Origin of the sequence: Nocardia canadensis, from assembly GCF_032656385.1 — a bacterium.
GTDB lineage: Bacteria > Actinomycetota > Actinomycetes > Mycobacteriales > Mycobacteriaceae > Nocardia > Nocardia canadensis.
Map to the genome: position 1 here is coordinate 1,034,269 of NZ_JAVCWB010000010.1, position 19,741 is coordinate 1,054,009.

The 19,741-nt window shown below is 69.8% G+C and carries 24 protein-coding genes; 12 read left to right on the plus strand and 12 right to left on the minus strand.

Translation table 11 applies throughout. The features are described 5' to 3' along the window. Positions 1-70: 70 nt before the first annotated feature. Both moeZ and Q7X29_RS28015 read right to left on the minus strand, forming a co-directional pair. Positions 71-1,252 (minus strand): adenylyltransferase/sulfurtransferase MoeZ, encoded by a 1,182-nt coding sequence (gene moeZ, locus Q7X29_RS28010; protein ID WP_218718035.1) that lies wholly within the window; start codon positions 1,250-1,252, stop codon positions 71-73. A 202-nt stretch (positions 1,253-1,454) separates the two neighbouring features. Further along, entirely contained in the window at positions 1,455-2,438 is a 984-nt protein-coding gene (locus Q7X29_RS28015) for a DUF3152 domain-containing protein (RefSeq protein WP_394358758.1), read from the minus strand. A gap of 297 nt (positions 2,439-2,735) precedes the next feature. Here Q7X29_RS28015 and Q7X29_RS28020 point away from each other — a divergent pair, with 297 nt between their 5' ends. After that, a complete protein-coding gene (locus Q7X29_RS28020; protein WP_019048689.1) occupies positions 2,736-3,398 on the plus strand; it encodes a TetR/AcrR family transcriptional regulator in 663 nt (220 codons plus the stop codon). 71 nt (positions 3,399-3,469) lie between these two features. On the opposite strand, the gene Q7X29_RS28025 is transcribed toward Q7X29_RS28020, so the two are convergent. Together Q7X29_RS28025 and Q7X29_RS28030 are read right to left on the minus strand one after the other, a co-directional pair. After that, the gene (locus Q7X29_RS28025; protein ID WP_218718037.1) at positions 3,470-3,697 is read right to left on the minus strand and encodes a DUF3107 domain-containing protein; all 228 of its coding nucleotides are present in this window, start codon (positions 3,695-3,697) and stop codon (positions 3,470-3,472) included. Between the two features lie 100 nt (positions 3,698-3,797). Then, positions 3,798-4,334 (minus strand): YceI family protein, encoded by a 537-nt coding sequence (locus tag Q7X29_RS28030; RefSeq protein WP_218718038.1) that lies wholly within the window; start codon positions 4,332-4,334, stop codon positions 3,798-3,800. Between the two features lie 100 nt (positions 4,335-4,434). Here Q7X29_RS28030 and Q7X29_RS28035 point away from each other — a divergent pair, with 100 nt between their 5' ends. After that, a complete protein-coding gene (locus Q7X29_RS28035) occupies positions 4,435-5,307 on the plus strand; it encodes a helix-turn-helix transcriptional regulator (RefSeq protein ID WP_255587591.1) in 873 nt (290 codons plus the stop codon). A gap of 3 nt (positions 5,308-5,310) precedes the next feature. On the opposite strand, the gene Q7X29_RS28040 is transcribed toward Q7X29_RS28035, so the two are convergent. Both Q7X29_RS28040 and Q7X29_RS28045 read right to left on the minus strand, forming a co-directional pair. Then, positions 5,311-6,000 (minus strand): ferritin-like fold-containing protein, encoded by a 690-nt coding sequence (locus Q7X29_RS28040; protein WP_218718039.1) that lies wholly within the window; start codon positions 5,998-6,000, stop codon positions 5,311-5,313. A gap of 28 nt (positions 6,001-6,028) precedes the next feature. After that, entirely contained in the window at positions 6,029-7,081 is a 1,053-nt protein-coding gene (locus tag Q7X29_RS28045; protein ID WP_218718040.1) for an alpha/beta fold hydrolase, read from the minus strand. A gap of 458 nt (positions 7,082-7,539) precedes the next feature. Between Q7X29_RS28045 and Q7X29_RS28050 the strand changes: the two genes are divergently transcribed. The 5 genes from Q7X29_RS28050 (at position 7,540) to Q7X29_RS28070 (ending at position 12,666) form a co-directional block, all read left to right on the plus strand. Next, complete coding sequence (locus Q7X29_RS28050; protein WP_316575872.1) at positions 7,540-9,285, plus strand: DEAD/DEAH box helicase; 1,746 nt, start codon at positions 7,540-7,542, stop codon at positions 9,283-9,285. 325 nt (positions 9,286-9,610) lie between these two features. Further along, positions 9,611-10,849 carry an Rv3212 family protein gene (locus Q7X29_RS28055; RefSeq protein WP_316575873.1) on the plus strand — a complete coding sequence of 413 codons (1,239 nt, stop codon included), beginning with the start codon at positions 9,611-9,613 and terminating at the stop codon, positions 10,847-10,849. Between the two features lie 36 nt (positions 10,850-10,885). Then, positions 10,886-11,503, plus strand: a complete 618-nt coding sequence (locus Q7X29_RS28060) for an acid phosphatase (RefSeq protein ID WP_218718678.1) — start codon at positions 10,886-10,888, stop codon at positions 11,501-11,503. Then, a complete protein-coding gene (locus Q7X29_RS28065; protein ID WP_316575874.1) occupies positions 11,500-11,985 on the plus strand; it encodes a GNAT family N-acetyltransferase in 486 nt (161 codons plus the stop codon). The genes Q7X29_RS28060 and Q7X29_RS28065 overlap by 4 nt, the downstream gene beginning before the upstream one ends. Before the next feature lie 3 nt (positions 11,986-11,988). After that, positions 11,989-12,666, plus strand: coding sequence for an endonuclease V (locus Q7X29_RS28070; protein WP_218718676.1), 678 nt, complete (start codon positions 11,989-11,991; stop codon positions 12,664-12,666). Here the strand turns inward: Q7X29_RS28070 and Q7X29_RS28075 are convergent, their stop codons facing one another. Further along, complete coding sequence (locus Q7X29_RS28075; protein WP_449411958.1) at positions 12,667-13,074, minus strand: hypothetical protein; 408 nt, start codon at positions 13,072-13,074, stop codon at positions 12,667-12,669. It abuts the gene before it with no gap. A gap of 141 nt (positions 13,075-13,215) precedes the next feature. Between Q7X29_RS28075 and Q7X29_RS28080 the strand changes: the two genes are divergently transcribed. Both Q7X29_RS28080 and Q7X29_RS28085 read left to right on the plus strand, forming a co-directional pair. Then, the gene (locus Q7X29_RS28080; protein ID WP_218718675.1) at positions 13,216-14,160 is read left to right on the plus strand and encodes a diacylglycerol/lipid kinase family protein; all 945 of its coding nucleotides are present in this window, start codon (positions 13,216-13,218) and stop codon (positions 14,158-14,160) included. Between the two features lie 252 nt (positions 14,161-14,412). After that, positions 14,413-14,667, plus strand: a complete 255-nt coding sequence (locus Q7X29_RS28085) for a WhiB family transcriptional regulator (RefSeq protein ID WP_022567051.1) — start codon at positions 14,413-14,415, stop codon at positions 14,665-14,667. Between the two features lie 112 nt (positions 14,668-14,779). On the opposite strand, the gene Q7X29_RS28090 is transcribed toward Q7X29_RS28085, so the two are convergent. Together Q7X29_RS28090 and Q7X29_RS28095 are read right to left on the minus strand one after the other, a co-directional pair. Further along, positions 14,780-16,294 carry a sensor histidine kinase gene (locus Q7X29_RS28090; RefSeq protein WP_218718674.1) on the minus strand — a complete coding sequence of 505 codons (1,515 nt, stop codon included), beginning with the start codon at positions 16,292-16,294 and terminating at the stop codon, positions 14,780-14,782. Positions 16,295-16,325: 31 nt separating this feature from the next. Further along, positions 16,326-16,541: a biotin/lipoyl-binding carrier protein gene (locus Q7X29_RS28095; protein WP_189026708.1), complete on the minus strand. Its 216-nt coding sequence runs from the start codon at positions 16,539-16,541 to the stop codon at positions 16,326-16,328. Between the two features lie 146 nt (positions 16,542-16,687). Here Q7X29_RS28095 and Q7X29_RS33150 point away from each other — a divergent pair, with 146 nt between their 5' ends. After that, a complete protein-coding gene (locus Q7X29_RS33150) occupies positions 16,688-16,762 on the plus strand; it encodes a 50S ribosomal protein bL37 (protein WP_110293457.1) in 75 nt (24 codons plus the stop codon). Between the two features lie 67 nt (positions 16,763-16,829). On the opposite strand, the gene rsrA is transcribed toward Q7X29_RS33150, so the two are convergent. Further along, positions 16,830-17,093, minus strand: a complete 264-nt coding sequence (gene rsrA / locus Q7X29_RS28100) for a mycothiol system anti-sigma-R factor (RefSeq protein ID WP_218718691.1) — start codon at positions 17,091-17,093, stop codon at positions 16,830-16,832. Between the two features lie 11 nt (positions 17,094-17,104). Continuing rightward, positions 17,105-17,902: a sigma-70 family RNA polymerase sigma factor gene (locus Q7X29_RS28105; protein ID WP_316576358.1), complete on the minus strand. Its 798-nt coding sequence runs from the start codon at positions 17,900-17,902 to the stop codon at positions 17,105-17,107. A gap of 78 nt (positions 17,903-17,980) precedes the next feature. Here Q7X29_RS28105 and ybaK point away from each other — a divergent pair, with 78 nt between their 5' ends. Both ybaK and Q7X29_RS28115 read left to right on the plus strand, forming a co-directional pair. Continuing rightward, the gene (gene ybaK, locus Q7X29_RS28110) at positions 17,981-18,472 is read left to right on the plus strand and encodes a Cys-tRNA(Pro) deacylase (RefSeq protein ID WP_316575875.1); all 492 of its coding nucleotides are present in this window, start codon (positions 17,981-17,983) and stop codon (positions 18,470-18,472) included. 98 nt (positions 18,473-18,570) lie between these two features. Beyond that, a complete protein-coding gene (locus tag Q7X29_RS28115; RefSeq protein WP_218718672.1) occupies positions 18,571-18,882 on the plus strand; it encodes a hypothetical protein in 312 nt (103 codons plus the stop codon). Positions 18,883-18,942: 60 nt separating this feature from the next. On the opposite strand, the gene Q7X29_RS28120 is transcribed toward Q7X29_RS28115, so the two are convergent. Beyond that, positions 18,943-19,725, minus strand: coding sequence for an SOS response-associated peptidase (locus tag Q7X29_RS28120; protein WP_218718671.1), 783 nt, complete (start codon positions 19,723-19,725; stop codon positions 18,943-18,945). Positions 19,726-19,741 lie beyond the last annotated feature (16 nt).

Here is a 19,741-nt window from a genome sequence, read left to right on the forward strand (position 1 = left end):
ACGCTGGCACACTCCACTTTGCGACCTCGCCGCAATCTTCGGCGAGGTCGGCAACAGCGTGGTTACCGGATCAGTACACCGGCAGCGAGGGATCGACCTGCTTGGCCCAGGCGACGACGCCGCCCTGCAGATGCGTGGCGTCGGCGAAACCGGCCAGCTTGAGCGCCGCCAAGGCCTCCGCCGAACGGATACCGGTCTTGCAGTGCAACACGATCGGCTTGTTCTGCGGCAACTCGGCCAGCGCCTCGCCGGACAGGATGCGGTCCTTGGGAATCAACGTCGCGCCGTCGATGTGGACGATGTCCCACTCCACCGGCTCGCGGACGTCGATCAACTCGACCTTGTCCGCGTCGAGCAGATCCTTCAGCTCAGCGGCGGTGATCGTGGACCCGGCCGCGGCGGCCATGCCCTCCTCCGAGACCACACCACAGAACGCCTCGTAATCGATCAGCCCGGTGATCGGCTGACGCTCCGGATCGCGGCGCAGCTTGATGGTGCGGTAGTTCATGTCCAGTGCGTCGTAGACCATCAGCCGGCCGAGCAGCGTCTCACCGATGCCGGTGATCAACTTGATCGCCTCGGTCACCATCACCGAACCGATCGAGGCGCACAGCACGCCCAGCACGCCGCCCTCGGCGCAGGAGGGGACCATGCCCGGCGGCGGGGCCTCCGGGTACAGGTCGCGGTAGTTGATGCCACGGCCGTCGGGAGCGTCCTCCCAGAACACCGAGACTTGGCCCTCGAAGCGGTAGATCGAGCCCCACACATAGGGCTTGCCCGCGAGGACGGCGGCGTCGTTGACCAGGTAGCGGGTGGCGAAGTTGTCGGTGCCGTCCACGATCAGGTCGTACTCGCGGAACAGCTCGACCGCGTTGTCCGGTTCCAGGCGGATCTTGTGCAGCCGCACGTCGATCCCGGAGTTGATCTCCCGGATGGAATCGCGGGCGCTGTCGGCCTTCGAACGGCCGATATCGGACTCGCCGTGGATGATCTGGCGCTGCAGGTTCGACATGTCGACCTCGTCGAACTCGACGATGCCGAGGGTGCCGACACCGGCCGCGGCCAGATACAGCAGGGCGGGTGAACCCAGACCACCCGCACCGATCACGAGCACCTTGGCGTTCTTCAGGCGCTTCTGACCGTCGACGCCCAGATCGGGGATGATCAGGTGCCTGCTGTAGCGAGCGACCTCGTCCTTGGTCAGTTCCGCGGCCGGCTCGACGAGCGGCGGCAGGGACCCGTTGAATGACACGTCAGAGCTCCTGTGCTTGTTGGCGGCTGGCGCCGCGGGTTTTCGGCCTCGTGACCTCGCCGTCGAGGGGCGAGGCTCCGGCTACGCCGTTACGCCTCGCCCCTCGACGGCGAGGCGGCCGAAAACCGTACGGGTTGGCATTGGTGACAACGTCGCCTGCCGCGGGGTTCTTCCCGTCCATGGTCGCGCATCACCGCGACCGTCACCCTCTCGGGTACGGCCAGGGGTTGAAGCGGCAGGTCTTGCCGTCGGCGGGGACCACGCCGTGCGGGTCGAGCAGGGCGATGTCGTTGTTCTTGGTGCCGAAGGTCTGCTGCATCATGATCGGCGCCAGGCCGCCGTCGGTCTCGCAGGGCTGGTGCCCGTGGTAGCCGATGGCGTGGCCGACCTCGTGGTTGATCTGGTACTGCCGGTAGGAGCCGATGTCGCCGTCGAAGGCGAGCGCGCCGCGCACCCAGCGCACCTCCGAGAGCACCACGCGGTCGAGGTCTGCGTTGTAGCAGGACGAGTCGATCGGGATCTCGAATCCGCACGCGGCGCGGGTGCTCTCGCGGGAGGTCAGCGAGAGCCGGAAATCGGGTTCGCCGGTGTCGACGCGCTGGAAACCGAAGCGCGGGTCGTGGGTCCAGCTCTTAGGGTTGGCCAGGGTGGTCTCCACCATCTTGGCCACGGCGGCGTCGCCGCCGAAGGGCGCGGTGTCGATGCCGTCCTCGACCTCGACGGTGTAGCGGAACACACGCTCGGTGCCCGCGCCCACCTGCGGGCTGGTGCCGGGCACCACGTGCCAGGTGCCCGCCGCGCGGTCGACGTACTCGCCGCCCTCGGGCAGCGCGCCCAGCGGCAGATCGGCGGGGAACTTCCCGTCACCGGGCGGGGCGCCGATGATGCCGGACTGGGCGATCTTCGGGCTCAGCGCGCCGAAACCGGGCTCGGTCGCGGCGGGCATCGGGCTCGCGCGCATCGCGTCGACGACGACGAACACGGTGACGGCCAGCAATACCGGCAGCGCGTAGGCGCGCCAGCCGTAGCGGCGCACGAATCGGCCGATCGCGCTCTGCTTCTTGGCCTCCCGCTGCGGGCTGCGCGGTCGGCCGGTGTCGGCGTCGGTGGGGTTCCAGTGGGCGCGCAGCGGCTGCCGCGACTTGTCGGCGGGCTGGTAGAGCCCGAGCGGGTCGTAGACCTGCAGTTCTCGCCCTTCTGGCGCCGACGTCACGGAACCGGACTCGGTGGGTTGCGTGGGGCGAGCGACATCGCGCCCGCCGCCGGATGGTCGTTCCGGTCGGTCGGTCACCCCACCAGATTCTCACAGTGCGCAAGCGCGACCTCGCGGCGGCCGCAGGAGATCACGCGGTTACGGCCCGGCGAACCCTGGGGACTGGTACTACATTTCCAGGGCGAAACTTGATGGGAACACCGTGCGGGTATCGTTCGTGGGACACCGGACCGCACCCCTGGGCCGGGGTAAACGACAAAGAGAGCCGAGATGACAGACCTCGTGGACCGCATGACCTCGCGCCGATCGGTGCCGGAAACGGTCCCGGCAAAGCGCGGCACCCGGCTGCCCCGTGACGAGCGACGCCAGCAACTGCTGCTCGCCGCCAGCGAAGTGTTCGTCCAGCGTGGCTACCACGCCGCGGGCATGGACGAGATCTCGCAGGTGGCCGGCGTCAGCAAGCCGGTGCTCTACCAGCACTTCGCGAGCAAGCTGGAGCTGTATCTGGCGGTGCTGCAGAACTATGTCGACATCCTGGTGTCGAGCGTGCGCCAGGCGCTGCGCTCCACCACCGACAACAAACAGCGCGTGCGCGCCGCGGTCGCCGCGTACTTCGATTTCGTCGACAACGAGATGCAGGGCTTCCGCCTCGTCTTCGAATCCGATCTGACCAGCGAACCGCAGGTGCAGCGCCGGGTCGAGCAGGCCACCGAGGCGTGTGTGGACGCGGTCTTCGACCTCGTCGCCCACGACTCCGGCCTGGACCCCTACCGGGCCCGCATCCTGGCCGTCGGTCTGGTCGGCGCCAGCCAGTTCACCGCGCGCTACTGGCTCGAGGCCGACCGCCCGATCCCCAAGGACGAAGCGGTCGACACCACCGTGGCGCTGGCCTGGGGCGGCCTCAAGCACGTCCCCCTGCACCCGATCGGCTGAGCGCACCGGCCCAGACCAGACGAAAAGCCCCGCACCGGAATCCGGTGCGGGGCTTTTCGGTGTCAGGACCTTCAGACCGTGGCGAAGCCGACGCGGCCGGTGGCGGGCGAGCCGATCTCGACGTAGGCGACCTTGGCCGACTGGATCAGGAACTTGCGCCCCTTCTCGTCGGTCAGCGACACCACACCGCTCGCGCCGCTCAGCGCTTCGGAGACCAGCGCCTCGATCTCGTCAGGGCTCTGCGCGCTGTTGATGATGAGCTCGCGCGGGCTATCCGAAATACCGATCTTGACCTCCACGGCCAAACCTCCGAACGTAAGAGTCCTGTGTTGTCGACTCCAGGCTAATGCAGGCGGGCGACGCCGGTGTCATGCCCGCCTGCGCTCTGAGCGAACGGGGTCAGGCGGGCTCGACCAGTTCGATCTCGAGCTCGATCTTCACGGTGTCGGACAGCATGCCCGGCATCGGGACGCCGACGCCGAAGTCGGTGCGCTTGATCGTGCCGGCGGCGGAGAAGCCGGCGTGGCGGGTGCCGTCGGGGAAGTCGGCGACGCCGCCCCACTCGACGTCGAGGGTGACCGGCTGGGTGACAGTGCCCAGGGTGGCCTCGCCCGCGACGGTGAAGGACTCGGCGACGCGCACCGGTCCGGTGGCGCGGAAGGTGAGGGTCGGGCGGTTGGCGACGTCGAGGAAGTCGGCGGCGCGGATGTGGGCGTCGCGGTCGGCGTTGCCGGTGTCGAACGAGTCGAGGGCGATGGTGGCGCCGATGGTGGCCGCGCCGGTCTCGTCGACCACGAACTCGGTCTCGAAGCGGGTGAAGCCGCCGCGCACCTTGGCGATGCCGAGGTGGCGCACCGTGAACGAGACCGAGGAGTGGTGGGTGTCCAGCGCCCACGATCCGGTCTTCAGCTGCTGGGTCTGTGTCGAGGAAGTCATGCCTCCACCCTCACCGGACCGTGGTCCGCTAACCAGACCGCGCTTATCCTGGACCCCGCAGGGCGTGGCTGCGGGAGCGGGGACCGGGCACCATCGAGACATGGCAGGCGAAGACATGACAGAGCGGCACGGCGCCCGCTCGGCGTTCGCGGAACTTCTGGTCGCGCGCCGCGCCGAGTTGCGGCCCGAGGAGGTCGGTCTGCCCGGCGGCGGCAGGCGACGCACCCCCGGCCTGCGCCGCGAGGAGGTCGCGGTGCTGGCCGGCGTCAGCGCCGACTACCTGGCCCGGCTCGAGCAGGGGCGTGACAGCAATCCGTCGATGGCCGTCGTCGACGCGCTGGCCACCGCGCTGCGCTTCAACGACACCGAGCGCGCGCACTTCGGCTGGCTGGCGCTGACCAGCAGCGCCGAAGCCCGCTGCCCGAGCACGGCGTTCGATCCGGAACTCGATCAGGTGCCCGCCGCGCTGCGCGGCGTCGTCGACGCGATGACGCCGACGCCCGCGTTCGTGCTCGGCCCGCGGGCGAACGTGCTGGCCTGGAACAGCGCGTGGGCCGATCTGGTCGGCCCGATCGGCCTGCTCGACGATCCCGACCAGGTGAACCTGGCCGTCTGGACCTTCCGGCACGCGCAGGCCCGTGTCACGGTGACCGACTGGGCCCGGCTCGCCGATCATCTGGCCGACCAGCTGGCCCGGACCCGGCTGCGCCGCCCCGAGGACGACCGGGTCGCCGGGATCATCACCCACCTGTGCGCCGAGCCGGAATTCGCCCGGCGCTGGCAACCGCACCGACTGGCCGAGGACGTTCCCACCCTGCTCGGTTTCGAGCATCCGGTCCGCGGCACCGTCACCTTCACGGTGCAGACCCTGGCCGCCGAACGCGATCAGCAGGTCGTCGTCTGGTTGCCGAGGGAGGCCGCGACCCGTGCGCCGGAGCTGCGCCTGGTGCCCGGGCACGCGGTCGGCGAGTAGGTCCTACAAGCCGAGTTCGGCCATGCGGGCGGCGTGGCGCTCCTGCATGCGGTCGAACAGGGTGGCGATGCCGTTGAGGTCGCCGGTCGCGGCCAGCACCAGTTCGGCCAGCTCGTCGCGCTGGGCCATCACGTACTGCGCCTGGGTGATCGCCTCGCCGAGCAGCCTGCGGCCCCAGAGGGTGAGGCGGTCGCGCTCGGAGCGGCTGGCCGCCACCGCGCTGCGCACCTCGTCGACGACGAACTGGGAGTGGCCGGTCTCGGCGAGCACCTCGCGCACCACGTCGGCGACCTCGGCGGGGAGCACGCCGACGATCTCGGTGTAGAAGTCGGCGGCCAGGCCGTCACCCACGTAGAACTTGACCATCGACTCGAGCCAGGTCGAGGGGTCGGTGGAGGCGTGGTAGGAGTCCAGCGCGCCCTGGTACTGCGCCATCGAGGCCTCGGGGTCGGCGCCCCGCGCGGCCAGGGCCGCCTCCAGGGTCTCGAAGTGCGCCAGCTCGGCGGCGGCCATCTTGGCCACGGCCACCCGGCCGCGCAGCGACGGCGCCAGCTTGGCCTCTTCGGCCAGCCGGTAGAACGCGGAGATCTCACCGTAGGCGACGACCGCGAACAGCTCGGTCACCCCCGGGTGATCCGCGGCGAGCGGTTCGGTCGAGACAACATCCGACGCGGCAGAGGTCTGTGCTCCCATGACTGTCAACCTTAGTCCCGATCGATGATCAGTCGCGCTCCGCCAGGAACTTGTCGAGGTAGGTCCAGGTGGTGTGACGGGCGTCGGGCCCGGCGAGGATGCCGAGATGACTGCCCGGCGCGACCTCGTAGGTGACCGAGGGCGATCCGGTGAGGGTGCGCAGGCCCGCCTCGACGGCGGCCTTGGGCGTGATCACGTCGGCGGTGCCGCCGACCAGCAGCACCGGCACCCGCACGTCGGCGAGCTCGATGACGCGGTCGCGCAGTTGGAGCCTGCCCCGGCCGATGTCGTTGGCCAGGATGAACCGGCCCCAGATCTGACCGTAGAAGCGGCCGGGGTAGCCGGGCATGGCGGCCTGGAACCGGTCGATGGATTCCATCTTGGCCAGCGTCTCGGTGCGGGTGATGTTGTTCGCGAGGAACAGCGGCCGGGCCAGCTCACGGTCGATGGCCGCGAGCCGGTAGCCGATCTTGACCAGCGGCGCGGGAATGCCACCCGCCGCCCGCACCAGCGCGGTGGTGGCCTGGCCGCCGGTGATGCTCGCGACCGCGCGCAGCTGCGGCATCCCGAGCATCTTGTTGTAGTCCAGCGGCGAGCCGACGCCGGTCACCGAGCGGATCGGCAGTTCCGGGTTCGCGGCCGCGGTGAGCAGGGCGAAGACGCCGCCGATGGACCAGCCGACCAGGTCGACGGGGGCGCCGCCGCGATCGGCGCTGGTGCGCAGGATCGCCTCGGGCAGGATGTCGGTGACCCAGTCCTCGAAGCCCATCCGGCGATCGGCGAAGGAGATGTCGCCGTAGTCGACGAGGTAGGTGGAGCGGCCGGTCGAGACCAGGTGCCGCGCCAGGCTCTGGTCCGGGCGCAGGTCGAAGCAGGTCGCGGGCGCGGCCAGCGGTGGCACCAGCAGTACCGCGGAATCCGTTGTGGCCGAAGACGATTCGGAATCGTAGCGGCGCAGCAGACGGTGCGGCTCGTCCCACAGCACGGTCGAGGGCGCCGGGTCCGGCGCTTCGATGCCCGCGCCGAAACTCAGCGCCCACGCGTTGCGCGCGGCGGTGGTGACGGTCTCGGTGATGCTCACGCCCAAGAATGTCTCACACCCGGTACCGGCGGTACCAAGTGAGTTCTGTTACACGCGCCGGACACGCGCGAATTCCGCGCCGCCGAATTGTGCTGTGACACACCGCAGGACCACCGGAATGTGACGGCGCGCCGGTATTCACCCCGCGCTGCGACGAGCCGAAATTCGGGTTGCGAACAATATCACGCTACAATCACCGTGGACAACGCTAGTTTCCTCGCCCCGGCAGACCCTGCGGGCGCGACACTCCCGCTCTCGCGGGCGCTGCGCTCCACCGGCGGTCAGCGCGGGCGGACGGCGGCGATGTCCATGGAAAATGTGCGCGCACCGAATCCGCATCACCGATGTGCCGCACCGACGACGCGCTAGCGATCGGTGCAGGCCCGGTGAGTATCACAGGCGGATATGTGGTCGTCGCGGGCCGACCGGCCCGCCCCACCTCGTGCGTGCGAGATGCAATGACGAGGAAGGCACGAACCCTGAGCAAGATCACTGTCGAACAGGAACCCGGTTTGACCGACACTCTCCTGACGGCCGAACTGGACAACACCCACATCCCGCCGAGTTTCGCCGAATTGGGCGTGCGGGAGGAAATCGTCCGCGCGCTCGGCGAGATCGGGATCGAACGCACCTTCGCGATTCAGGAACTGACCCTGCCGCTGGCGCTGGCCGGTGAGGACCTCATCGGTCAGGCCCGCACCGGCATGGGCAAGACCTTCGGTTTCGGCGTCCCGCTGCTGCACCGCATCGCCACCGCCGACACCGGCACCACCCCGCTCGACGGCACCCCGCGCGCCCTGGTCATCGTGCCGACGCGCGAGCTGTGCATCCAGGTCACCAAGGACCTGGAGAACGCGAGCAAGTACCTGACCAACCACCAGGGTTCGCTGAAGGTCGCCGCCATCTACGGTGGCCGCCCGTACGACACCCAGATCGCCGCGCTGCGCGAGGGCGTGGACGTGGTCGTCGGCACCCCCGGCCGCCTGCTGGATCTGGCGAACCAGAACCACCTGATCCTCGGCAAGATCGGCGTGCTGGTCCTGGACGAGGCCGACGAGATGCTCGACCTGGGCTTCCTGCCCGATATCGAGCGCATCCTGTCGATGGTGCCCGACAAGCGTCAGACGATGCTGTTCTCGGCCACCATGCCCGGCCCGATCATCACCCTGGCCCGCACGTTCCTGACCAGGCCCACGCACATCCGCGCCGAGCTGGCCAACGATTCCGCCGTGCACGACCGCACCGCGCAGTTCGTCTACCGCGCGCACGCGCTGGACAAGAGCGAGCTGGTCGCGCGCGTGCTGCAGGCCGAGAGCCGCGGCGCCACGATGATCTTCACCCGCACCAAGCGCACCGCGCAGAAGGTCGCCGACGATCTGGCCGAGCGCGGTTTCGCGGTCGGCGCGGTGCACGGCGACCTGGGCCAGATCGCCCGTGAGAAGGCGCTGACCAAGTTCCGCAAGGGCAGCATCGACGTGCTCGTGGCCACCGACGTCGCCGCACGCGGCATCGACATCGACGACGTCACCCACGTCATCAACTACCAGTGCCCCGAGGACGAGAAGACCTACGTGCACCGGATCGGCCGCACCGGCCGCGCGGGCCGCACCGGTGTCGCGATCACCCTGATCGACTGGGACGAGCTGCACCGCTGGGCGTCGATCGACAAGGCGCTGGGCCTGGGCATCCCCGAGCCGGCCGAGACCTACTCCCGCTCGCCGCACCTCTACGCCGATCTCGGCATCCCGGAGGGCGTCACCGGCGTCGTCCGCAAGCCGAAGCCGGTCCGCGAGGAGGGCGACGTCGTCGAGGAGCGCGCCGAGCGTCCCAAGTCGACCCGCTCCCGCCGCCGCACCAGGGGCGGCAAGGCCGATGCCACGGCCACCGAGCCGACGCAAGCCGACGCGAGCGCCGACGAGACGGCGGCCCCGGTCGACGACGCCACCGAGGGCGATAAACCGGCCCGCCGCAGGCGTCGCCGCCGCAAGCCCGCCGAGTCGGGCGAGGCGGCCGCCACCGAGCCGGGTGCCGACGCGACCGAGTCCGCTCCGGCCGTGTCCGCTCCGACTGTGTCCGGCGACGCGGCCGCCGAGCCCGCCGCCGACGACGACGCCCCCGCCGAGGCCAAGCCCGCTCGGCGCCGTCGCCGGCGCAAGCCGGCCGAGTCCGCCGCGGCCGACAGCCCGGTGACCGTCGACGCCTGACGCGGAACCATCCACCGACCGCCCCCTGCCCGCCTCGGGCCGGGGGCGGTCGCGTCCGCCACCCCGGTCGGCCCGACGCCCGACAGCCCGCTGACCTCGGCGCCTGACGACAGCGGCCAGCTGGTCGACCTCGCCGGGTGACAGGTCTCCCACGACGAAGGCGCCACGCCGAGCGCCCGCTGCCCCACCTCGGGCGCGGGGGACAGCCCGCGAACCCGCCGGTCCTGGTCAGGCGTCCGCGCGCGGACGACAGCGCCGCGCGCGCGGGCGGGCCACCAGGGGCCGCGGATCCGGGTGCCACGGCGCGCCAAATACACTCGCCTGTGTGCTCGCACCCGAGCGGCGGACGCGCGCCGATATCTTTGCCGCAGCGGCGATCGCCGTCATCCTTGTGGTGGCGGCGATCGTGGTGTGGGCGCGAGCCGACGCCACCGGGACCGATTCGGTCACCGCGGCCTCGCCCGCGCCGACGGTGACCGCGGCGACGCAACTACCCGCGACGCTCGGCGAGGTGTGGCACGCGGCCGATACCGCCGGCCGCCGAGCCCTGACCTCCGGCAATGTGGTGGTGACCGGCGACGACGGCACCGTGAGCGGCCGCGACCCGGTCACCGGCGAGCAGCTGTGGTGGTATCGCCGCGACATGCCGCTGTGCGCGGTGGAATCCCAGTTCGGCACCGTCATCGCCACCTACCGCGATCAGCGCGGCTGCAGCCAGACCGCGATGCTCGAGTCCGACACCGGCGCGCGCAAGGTCGCGCGCAGCAGCTACATGGACGACGACATCCGGGTCACCGGCGACGGCACCTATCTGCTCGCGCTCGGCCCCGACCGGCTGGAGATGTGGCGGTCGGACCTGGTACGCACCCTCGAATTCGGCTACGTAGACGCCCCGGTGAACCCGAACACCCAGCCGCGCAGCGGGTGCGCGCTGACCTCCGCCGCGTCGAGTTCCGCGCGGCTGTCGGTGCTGGAGCGCTGCCCCGCCGACATGACCGCCCGGCTGACCGTCCTCAACCCGGCGCCGAAGGAATCGACCAACCCCGAGGAGTACGGCTCGCGGGTGCTCACCGCGCCCGGCGCGGACTCCCCCGAACTGCGCGTGCTCGCGGTGTCGGACAACAAGACCGCCGTCTACTACCCGGCCACCCCGGCGACGGCGACCGGTCTCGGCCTGCCCGCCCGGATCGCCGTGCACGACGGCACCGGCAACGAGATCGCGGTGCATCAGCTGGCCGCGCCGTGGAACCCGCGCACGACCACCGTGACCCGGCTCGGTTCGGCGATCTACGTCTTCACCGGCGACAGCCTGATCGCGTTGAGCGCGAACACCTTACAGCCGGTCTGGACGGTCCGCGACGCGCTCGGCACGCCCGCGCTGATGGCGGGCAGACTGCTGGTGCCGGTGGCCGACGGGCTGATCGCGGTGGACACCGCCACCGGCGAGACCGTCGCCCGGATCCCGCTGCAACGCACCGACTACCAGGGCGACACCATCTCCACCGCGGTCCTTGGCACGACGGTCTTCGAACGCCGCGGCGGCCAGCTCTACGCCCTCGGCTGAGGATGCCGCCGCGACGGCGCCTGCCATGATGGACCCATGTCCACTCCCGACGCCCGGTTGGTCCTGCTGCGCCACGGTGAAACCACCTGGTCCAGTCAGCGACGGCACACCAGCCACACCGATCTGCCGCTGACCCCGCTCGGTGAAGCCCAGGCGCGCTCGGCCGGACTGGTGCTGAAATCGCTCGACCTGCGCGATCCGCTGGTCTTCACCAGCCCCCGCCTGCGCGCCAGGCAGACCGCCGAACTGGCCGGGCTGACCCACGCCGCGATCGACGACGACCTCGCCGAGTGGGACTACGGCGACTACGAGGGCCTGACCACCGTCCAGATCCGCGAGACCGTGCCCGGCTGGACGGTATGGACCGCCCCCGTCCCCGGCGGCGAGAACGCCGAGCAGGTGGGCGCCCGGGCCGACCGGATCCTGGCCCGGGTCGAACCGATCCTGGCCGACCGCGATGTCGTACTGGTCGGCCACGGCCACTTCTCCCGCGTCCTGATCGCCCGCTGGGCCGAGTTCGCCGTCACCGAGGGCCGCCGCTTCGCCATGTCCACCGGCGCGATCACCGAACTCGGCTACGACCACGACGCCCACACCGTCTGGGGCCACAACCTCACCACCCGCACCGAACCGATCGAGGGAGCCGCCCGATGAGCGCTCTGGTCCGCCGCGCCACGCCCGCCGATGTGCCTGTGCTGGTGGAGTTGGTGCACGAGCTGGCCGAGTACGAGAAGGCGCCCGCGGAGTGCACGCTCACCGTCGAGCAACTGGACGCGGCGCTGTTCGGGGCGGCGCCCGCGCTGTTCGCTCATGTGGCCGAGCACGACGGGGTCGTGGTGGGGTGCGCGATCTGGTTCCTGAACTACTCCACCTGGGACGGGGTGCACGGCATCTACCTGGAGGATCTGTACGTGCGGCCGGCGGCCCGCGGCACGGGGCTCGGTCGCGCGCTGGTCGCGGCGCTGGCGGCCGAGGCGGTCGCGCACGGCTACAGCCGGGTGTCGTGGTCGGTGCTCACCTGGAACACGCCGTCGATCGCGTTCTACGAATCCCTCGGCGCCGCACCGCAGGACGAGTGGATCGGCTACCGGCTCGCGGGCGACGAATTGTCGGCGCTGGCCGCGACCGCGGGCTGATCCGTGCGGATCGACGCGCCGCGCGAGTGGCCGCGCACGCCCGCCGAGGCGATCGCGCTCCAGGACGAACTGCGCCCGCTCGTGCGCGCGGAGAATCCGGCGCCGCCGCAATTCTCGACGGCGGCGGGAATTGATTCGGCCTACGCCGCGGACGGCACCGTCGCGACGGCGGCGGTAATTCTCGATATCGCCACCCTGGAGCCGGTGGAATCGGCAGTGGCACACGGAATTTCGACCTTTCCCTATGTGCCGGGACTGCTCGCTTTCCGCGAACTCCCGGCCACCGTCGCGGCGTTGGAAAAGCTCACCGGCACACCGGATCTGCTCGTCTGCGATGCCCAGGGCCGCGCGCATCCGCGCCGCTTCGGACTGGCCTGCCACGTCGGGTTGCTGGCCGGAATTCCGACCATCGGTGTCGCCAAATCGGTCTGGGGCGATTACGCCGAGCCCGGTCCGCGCCGCGGCGACGCCACCGACGTCACCATCGACGGCGAGGTGGTGGGGCGCGCGCTGCGCACCCGCGACGAGGTGAAGCCGCTGTTCGTCTCGGTCGGCCACCTCATCGACCTCGACACCGCCTGCGCGCAGGTGCTCGCCCTCACCCGGGGCTTCCGGCAACCCGAGACCACCCGCCGCGCCGACCACCTGTGCCGGGCGGCGCTGCGCGCGGCGACGGCCTGACTACGCGCCCTTGTGCTCGGTATCGGGCAGTTCGCCGTAGTCCTGGGCCATGAACCGGCTCGACGCCGGCGCGAACAGCGCCGCCAGCCCGCCGAGCGCGATGATCGCCAGCAGGCTGCCCCACAGCGGCTGGTGCGAGTCGGTCAACAGCGACCACGCCACCGGCAGCAACAGCACCTGGGCGATGACCGCGATCGCGCGGCCCCAGCGCTTGCCGCGCAGCAGGGCGATGCCGGCGGCGAGCACGCCGCCGAAGAGCACTCCGAACCACATCGCGGTGCCGATGCCGCTGGCCACCGACTGGTCGTGGCCGGTCAGCGCGCGCACCACCAGCACGACCGCGGTCCCGACACCGGCCAGGCCTTCCAGCGTCACCAGCGCGCCCGCGACCCGGATCGAGGTCGGGATGCCGGTCGGCACCGGTTCGTCGTCGCGCTGTTCGCCACCGTCTGTCACGTCGTGCTCCGCCACGTGCCCCAGCCTACGACGAGCTGTCGTGGCAGCCCGGCGCGCGCCGGGTGTTCACGGTCTCCCATTACGCTCGACATCGTGCGGACGCTGCTCATCGTCAACCCGAATGCCACCTCGACCACCCCGGCGACCCGGGATCTGCTCGCCCATGCCCTGGAGAGCCGGACGCAGCTGACCGTTGCGCACACCCAGCATCGCGGCCACGCGGCCGAACTCGCCCAGTGGGCATCCACGCAGGAGATGGACCTGATCGTCGTCCACGGTGGCGATGGGACGGTCAACGAGACCATCAACGGCTTCCTGCCGGTGCCCCAGGTGGGCGACGATCAGGTCTGGCGACCGCGGCTCGGCATCATCCCCGGCGGCTCGGCCAACGTCTTCGCCCGCGCCCTCGGCATCTCCCCCGATCCGGTCACAGCAACCAACCAGCTCATCGATCTGCTCGCCCGCGACGCCGACCGCCGGATCGGGCTCGGGCTGGCCGACGATCGGTGGTTCACGTTCAGCGCCGGCGTAGGTCTGGACGCCGATGTGTGCGAGGCGATCGACGTCGCCAGGGCGAAGGGCCGCAAGGCCACGCCCGCGCGCTATCTGCGGACCACCGTGCGCCAGTTCTTCCGCGCTCGGCGCGAGGATCCGCGCGTCACCGTCGAGGTCCCGGGACACGATCCGATCGATGAGGTGTATTACGCCTTCGTCACGAATTCGAGTCCGTGGACCTATCTCGAGGACCGTCCGATTCGCACGAATCCGGGGACGACCTTCGAATCCGGACTGGGCGTGTTCGCGGTTCGTTCGATGAGCGTGACCCGCACCCTGCTGCTTGCCAGGCAGTTGCTGGCCGAGAATGGAAACCCCAAGTCGGACAGCCTTTTCCGGGTGGACGATGTGCCGTCGGTGCACATCGAGACGCCCGACGAGATCGGCCTGCAAATCGATGGCGACTTCATCGGAAAACGCAAGATGGTGCATTTCACATCGGTGCCCGGCATCCTCGATGTGGTGGCCCCCAAGCCGTCCTGAACTCCGGACACGCGGAAAAATCTCCCGGTTGCGCTGCGAAAACCAGGAGACGCGAGTACAAAGGACCGGGCGGGTTCCCCCTGCGGGGCCCTGAGAGCGTGATCTCCCCCACGGTGCGCCGGACACCTATTGACATCTACGGTGTTCGTGAAAGCATTCACAAGCAACCGTGCGGAAACATTCGAGTCGCACAAGTGAACGATCCACTAACCAGAGGTGCCCTTTGTGGCGCCCGCGCAAAGGAGCAGAGGAATGGACTGGCGCCACAAGGCCATCTGTCGCGACGAGGACCCCGAGCTGTTCTTCCCGGTGGGTAACAGTGGTCCTGCGCTCGCGCAGATTGCCGATGCCAAGCTGGTCTGCGCCCGCTGCCCCGTCACTGCCGATTGCCTGTCGTGGGCCCTGAAGTCCGGACAGGATGCCGGCGTGTGGGGTGGAATGAGCGAAGACGAGCGTCGCGCGCTCAAGCGGCGCAACGCGCGCACCCGTACGCGTACCTCCGTCTAGTCGACGAAGGAGGCGTTGCCGGGCCATTCAGCCCGGCCCGGTAACGCATGTTGAGAACCCGGCACCTCGCGGTGCCGGGTTTATTGTTGCCCTCCAGCGGTTTTCGGATTTCTCAGCGTCCGGAGCGGCGGCCCAGCGGGACCCGCAACACCGCATCGGTGCCCACATCGGCACCGGGATGCAGACCGATCGAACCGCCGAGTTCGGAGGTCACCAGGGTCCGCACGATCTGCAGGCCGAGGCGGTCGGACCCCTCCAGACTGAACCCCGCGGGCAGCCCACGGCCGTCGTCGCTGATGATCACATCGAGCCAGCGGGCCGACCGTTCCGACCGAATCGTCACGGTACCGTTCTGCCCCGCGTCGAAGGCGTGCTCGATCGCGTTCTGCACCAGTTCGGTCAGCACCATGACCAGCGGGGTCGCGCGCTCGGCAGAGAACACCCCGAGCGAGCCCGCCCGGCGGACCTTGATCCGCGCGGTGTGCACCGTGGCCACGTCCGCCATGATCGGCAGCAGCCGGTCGACGACCTCGTCGAGGTCGACCTCTTCGTCCACCGACATCGACAGCATCTCGTGCACCGAGGCGATGCTGGTCACCCGGCGCACCGACTCCGTCAGCGCCACTTGGGCTTCCGGATTCTCGGTGCGGCGCGCCTGTAGCCGCAGCAGCGCGGCCACGGTCTGCAGATTGTTCTTCACCCGGTGGTGGATCTCGCGGATGGTCGCGTCCTTGCTGAGCAGCGCGCGGTCACGCCGCTTCACCTCGGTGACGTCGCGCACGAGCACTGCGGGCCCGGCCAGTTCGCCGCCCGGCCGCAGCACCAGCGTGCGCAGCAACACCGTCGCCCCACGCGCCTCGACCTCCATCCGGCGGCCGGTGCGCCCGGCCAGCGCGGCCTGGATGTCGGCCACCACTTCCTGCGCGTCGAACGGGTCGGTGATCAGCGAGCGGGTGGTCACCGCGAGATCCTGGCCGACCAGATCGGCCTGCATGCCCATCCGGTGGTAGGCCGAGAGCGCGTTCGGGCTGGCGTAGACGACGATGCCCTCGGTGTCGAGCCGGATGAAACCGTCGCCGGCCCGCGGGCTCGAGTGGGTCGCCGCGCGATCCTCCGGCGTCGGGAAGCTGCCGTCGGCGATCATCTGGCACAGGTCGTCGGCACAGGAGACATAGGCCGTCTCGAGGGTGCTGCGCACCCGGGAACGCGCCAGGTCGGAGTCGCGACTGAGCACCGCGATCACATCGTCACCGCAGCGCACCGGGATGGCCTCACGGACCGCGTGCACCGGGCTCGGGTGATAGACCTCACTGACCTCGACCTCGGTGTCGGTCCGCGCCGTCTCCCCGGTCAGCAGGGCGTCGAAGACCTGCGGGAAGTCGGTGCGCGAGGCCGTGGTGCTCACCTTGTCGTCCAGGTGGACCGTCGGCGCGGTCGTCGGGCGGATCTGGGCGACGCACACGACGTCGGCACCCTCGGCGACGGGCCCGGCGCCGACCCACAGCAGCAGATCCGAGAACGAGAGGTCGGCGAGCAACTGCCAGTCACCCACCACCCGCTGCAGATGGTCCACGGCGGTGCCGGGGAGGTCGGTGTGCTCGGCCAGGAGCTCGCTCAGAGTTGCCACGGTGGATCTACGCTTCGCTTCCTGGTGCGGGTCAGGCGATGGTGGCGATCAGGTCGCCCGCCTGGAGGACCTGTCCGGGCGCCACATCGATCGAGGTGACGTCACCCTCGACCTCGGTGAGCACCGGGATCTCCATCTTCATGGATTCGAGCAGCACCAGGGTCTGGTCGACCCGCACGTGCTCGCCCACCGCGACCTCGACAGCGAGCACGGTCGAGACCATCTCCGCGCGCACTTCTTCAGGCATGGCACCCCGTTCACTAGTCGTTCGGCCACCGCGATGCGCGATGGCCGTATCCGCCGAAGCTACAGCCAATCACACATGAAACAATGGCTCTCGATCAGATCGTGCTCCGCGCTCCGGCGGGGAGGACCCAGAGAAGGGAGCAACCTATGGGTAAGCGTGGACGTAAGAAGCGCAGCCGCAAGGGCAACGCAGCCAACCACGGCAAGCGGCCCAACTCCTGAGCTGCGCTCGGAGTACGGAAAAGGGGCACCCGTCGGGTGCCCCTTTTCTGTGTCCTGACCAGGGCGCTCAGCCCTCGGTGGTCTCGATCCTGGTGACCGTGATCGACCGGTGGATCTCCAGCTTCAGCCGGTCGCGCAGGCCCTCCGGCGCGTGCTCACCCCCGCACTTGCGGCTGAGCAGGCCCTTGATCTTCTCCTCGATGCCGTAGGCCTCGATGCACGGACTGCAATGGTCCATGTGCTCCTGGAGCCGGTCCCGGGTGGCCTGATCGCATTCGCCGTCGAGCATGAGCCACACGTCCGCGAGTACGGCAGTGCAGTCCATCTCCATGTCGGGGTCGCTCACTTCGTTACCTCCTGGCGTTCCCCACGGTCGAATCCACGTTCGCGCGCCACATCGGCGAGCAAACCCTTGAGTTGCTTGCGGCCGCGGTGCAGCCGGGACATCACGGTACCGATCGGGGTACCCATGATGTCGGCGATTTCCTTATACGGGAAGCCCTCGACGTCGGCGTAATACACCGCCATCCGGAACTCCTCCGGCAGCTGCTGCAGCGCGGCCTTGATCTCGTCGTCGGGCAGCGCGTCGAGCGCCTCCACCTCGGCCGAGCGCAGGCCCGTCGAGGAGTGCTCGGCGGTAGCCGCGAGCTGCCAGTCGGTGATCTCGTCGGTCGGGTACTGCGCGGGCTGGCGCTGCTTCTTGCGATAGGAGTTGATGTAGGTGTTGGTCAGGATGCGGTACAGCCAGGCCCGCAGATTCGTGCCCTCCTTGAAGGACTTGAACCCCTGGAACGCCTTCACATACGTCTCCTGCACCAGATCCTCGGCGTCGGCCGGGTTCCTGGTCATGCGCAGGGCGGCGCCGTAGAGCTGGTCCAGCATCGGGAGCGCATCGCGCTCGAACCGCGCAGCCAGCTCGGCTTCGTCGACTTCTGAGCCGGACGCCTCCGCAGGCACCACGTCGTCGTCGCTCGTCACACCAATCCCTTCGATCGCCGTAGTAGCCGAATCTACCGGCACCACGGAATCGAAGGGCAATCGCGCACCCTGCGGCGAGACGGGACGCTCCTCGAGCAGCAGTGTCACTATCTCTCCTTCGCGAGTTCGGCGGCGGGTGGGCTTGTCACTTGGGTGCAACATGCACCCCCGCATCGGTGTTCCCGGACGGACGGAAATGTGGTTGCCGAGCGGGGCCCCCGCGTGATTAGGGTGACGCTCATGGCAGCCGCGTCGACTCCCGCGATCAAGATTCTCACCGGTGCGGGCATCGCCCACCGGGTGCACGCCTACGCGCACGATCCGCGGGCGGAGTCCTTCGGTGACGAGGCGGTCGACGCGCTCGGCGCGGAACTGGGTGTCGAGGCCGCGCAGATCTTCAAGACGCTGGTGATCGAGCTGTCCACCGGGGCGCTGGCCGTCGCGGTGCTGCCGGTGCCCGCCAAGCTGTCGCTGAAGGCGGCCGCCGCGGCGCTGGGCGCGCCGAAGGCGAGCATGGCCGACAAGACCAAGGCCGAGCGCACCACCGGCTACGTCCTGGGCGGCGTCTCCCCGCTGGGCCAGCGCAAGAAGCTGCCGACCGTCGTCGACGCCTCGGCCCTGGACTGGGACCGGGTGCTGTGCAGCGCGGGCAAACGGGGCCTGGAGATCGAGCTGGCACCGGCCGATCTGGTCCGCGCGGCGGCGGCCGTCACGGCCCCGATCACGGCCTGAGCAGCGCACAGCCATCCGATCGGGGTCTGGTTCCGAATTCACTGCGACGCAGTCCGCGCCCGGTACGACCGATTCGACCCGAGGATGTGATGCGAGAAATGTCCGCTCGTTCGACGATCGCCACCCTGTCCGGTGCTCTTGTCCTGACCTTCGGCGCTGTCGCCTTCGCCCCGCCCGTCACCGCGATCCCGCCGGTCGCCCCGACCGCGCCGACCGATCCGAGCGACTACCCGCTCAACGGTCCCGGCACCTCCAAGAACTCGCCACAAGCCGCGCCCGAGAAGGACGAAAAGGCCGAGAAGGCGGAGAAACTCGGCGGCGGGGTCGCCAGCGAGCTGATCGATCTGGCCACCGGAATCCTGAAGTGTGGCTTGAACATCGCCACCGACGCGGTGCCGTGCAAGCTCTGAGTAGTCCCTGGACGGGCCGGATCAGCGCGCTGATCCGGCCCGTTCGTTTCGGGTGACCGGCTAGAACAGTCCGGCTTCGCCGACGACCGGGTCGGCGGGGGCGAGCAACTCCGGTCCGTTGTTGCGCACGCTGTTGACCAGGGTCGACACCGGCCGCGCCACGATCGCCGACACCTCGGCGGGCGAAGCGCCGGCGAGCAGCTCGGCGGGCGCGGGATGGTCGGGGTCGAGCCAGGCGTCCCAGTGCTCGCGCGGCATCGGCAGCGGCATCCGGTCATGAATCTTCGCCAGGTCGCCGATCGCGTCGGTGGTCAGGATCGTGCACGACAGCAGCGGAGCGGCGTCGGGCACCTCCCGATCACGCCACACCGACCACAGGCCGGCCATATACAGCCGTGACCCGTCCGCGTGCGCCATGTAATACGGCCGCTTGACGGCCTTGCCCTGCGCGGCCGGGTCCGATTCGACCAGCCACTCGTACCAGCCGTCCATCGGCACCAGGCAGCGCTTGTGCTTGGCGGCCTCGCGGAACGACGGCGCGGTGACCGCCTTGTCGGCGCGGGCGTTGAACAGCGGCTTGCCCTTGGCCGGCTTGCCGGGCTCGCCCGCCTTGGTCCAGGACGGGATCAGGCCCCAGCGCATGCGCCGCACCCGCAGCTTCGGGTCGTCCTCGGGGGCGTCGTGCTCGTGGCGTTCGACCACGGTGAGCACCTGGCTGGTCGGGGCCACGTTGTAGCTGACCGTCGATTCCTGCTGGTCCGCGTCGAGGTCGGTCTCGTCGATCGCGTCGAGTTCGGCCGCCAGCCGACCCGGATTCGTGGTCGTCGCATATCGTCCGCACATACGGCCATCGTCTCAC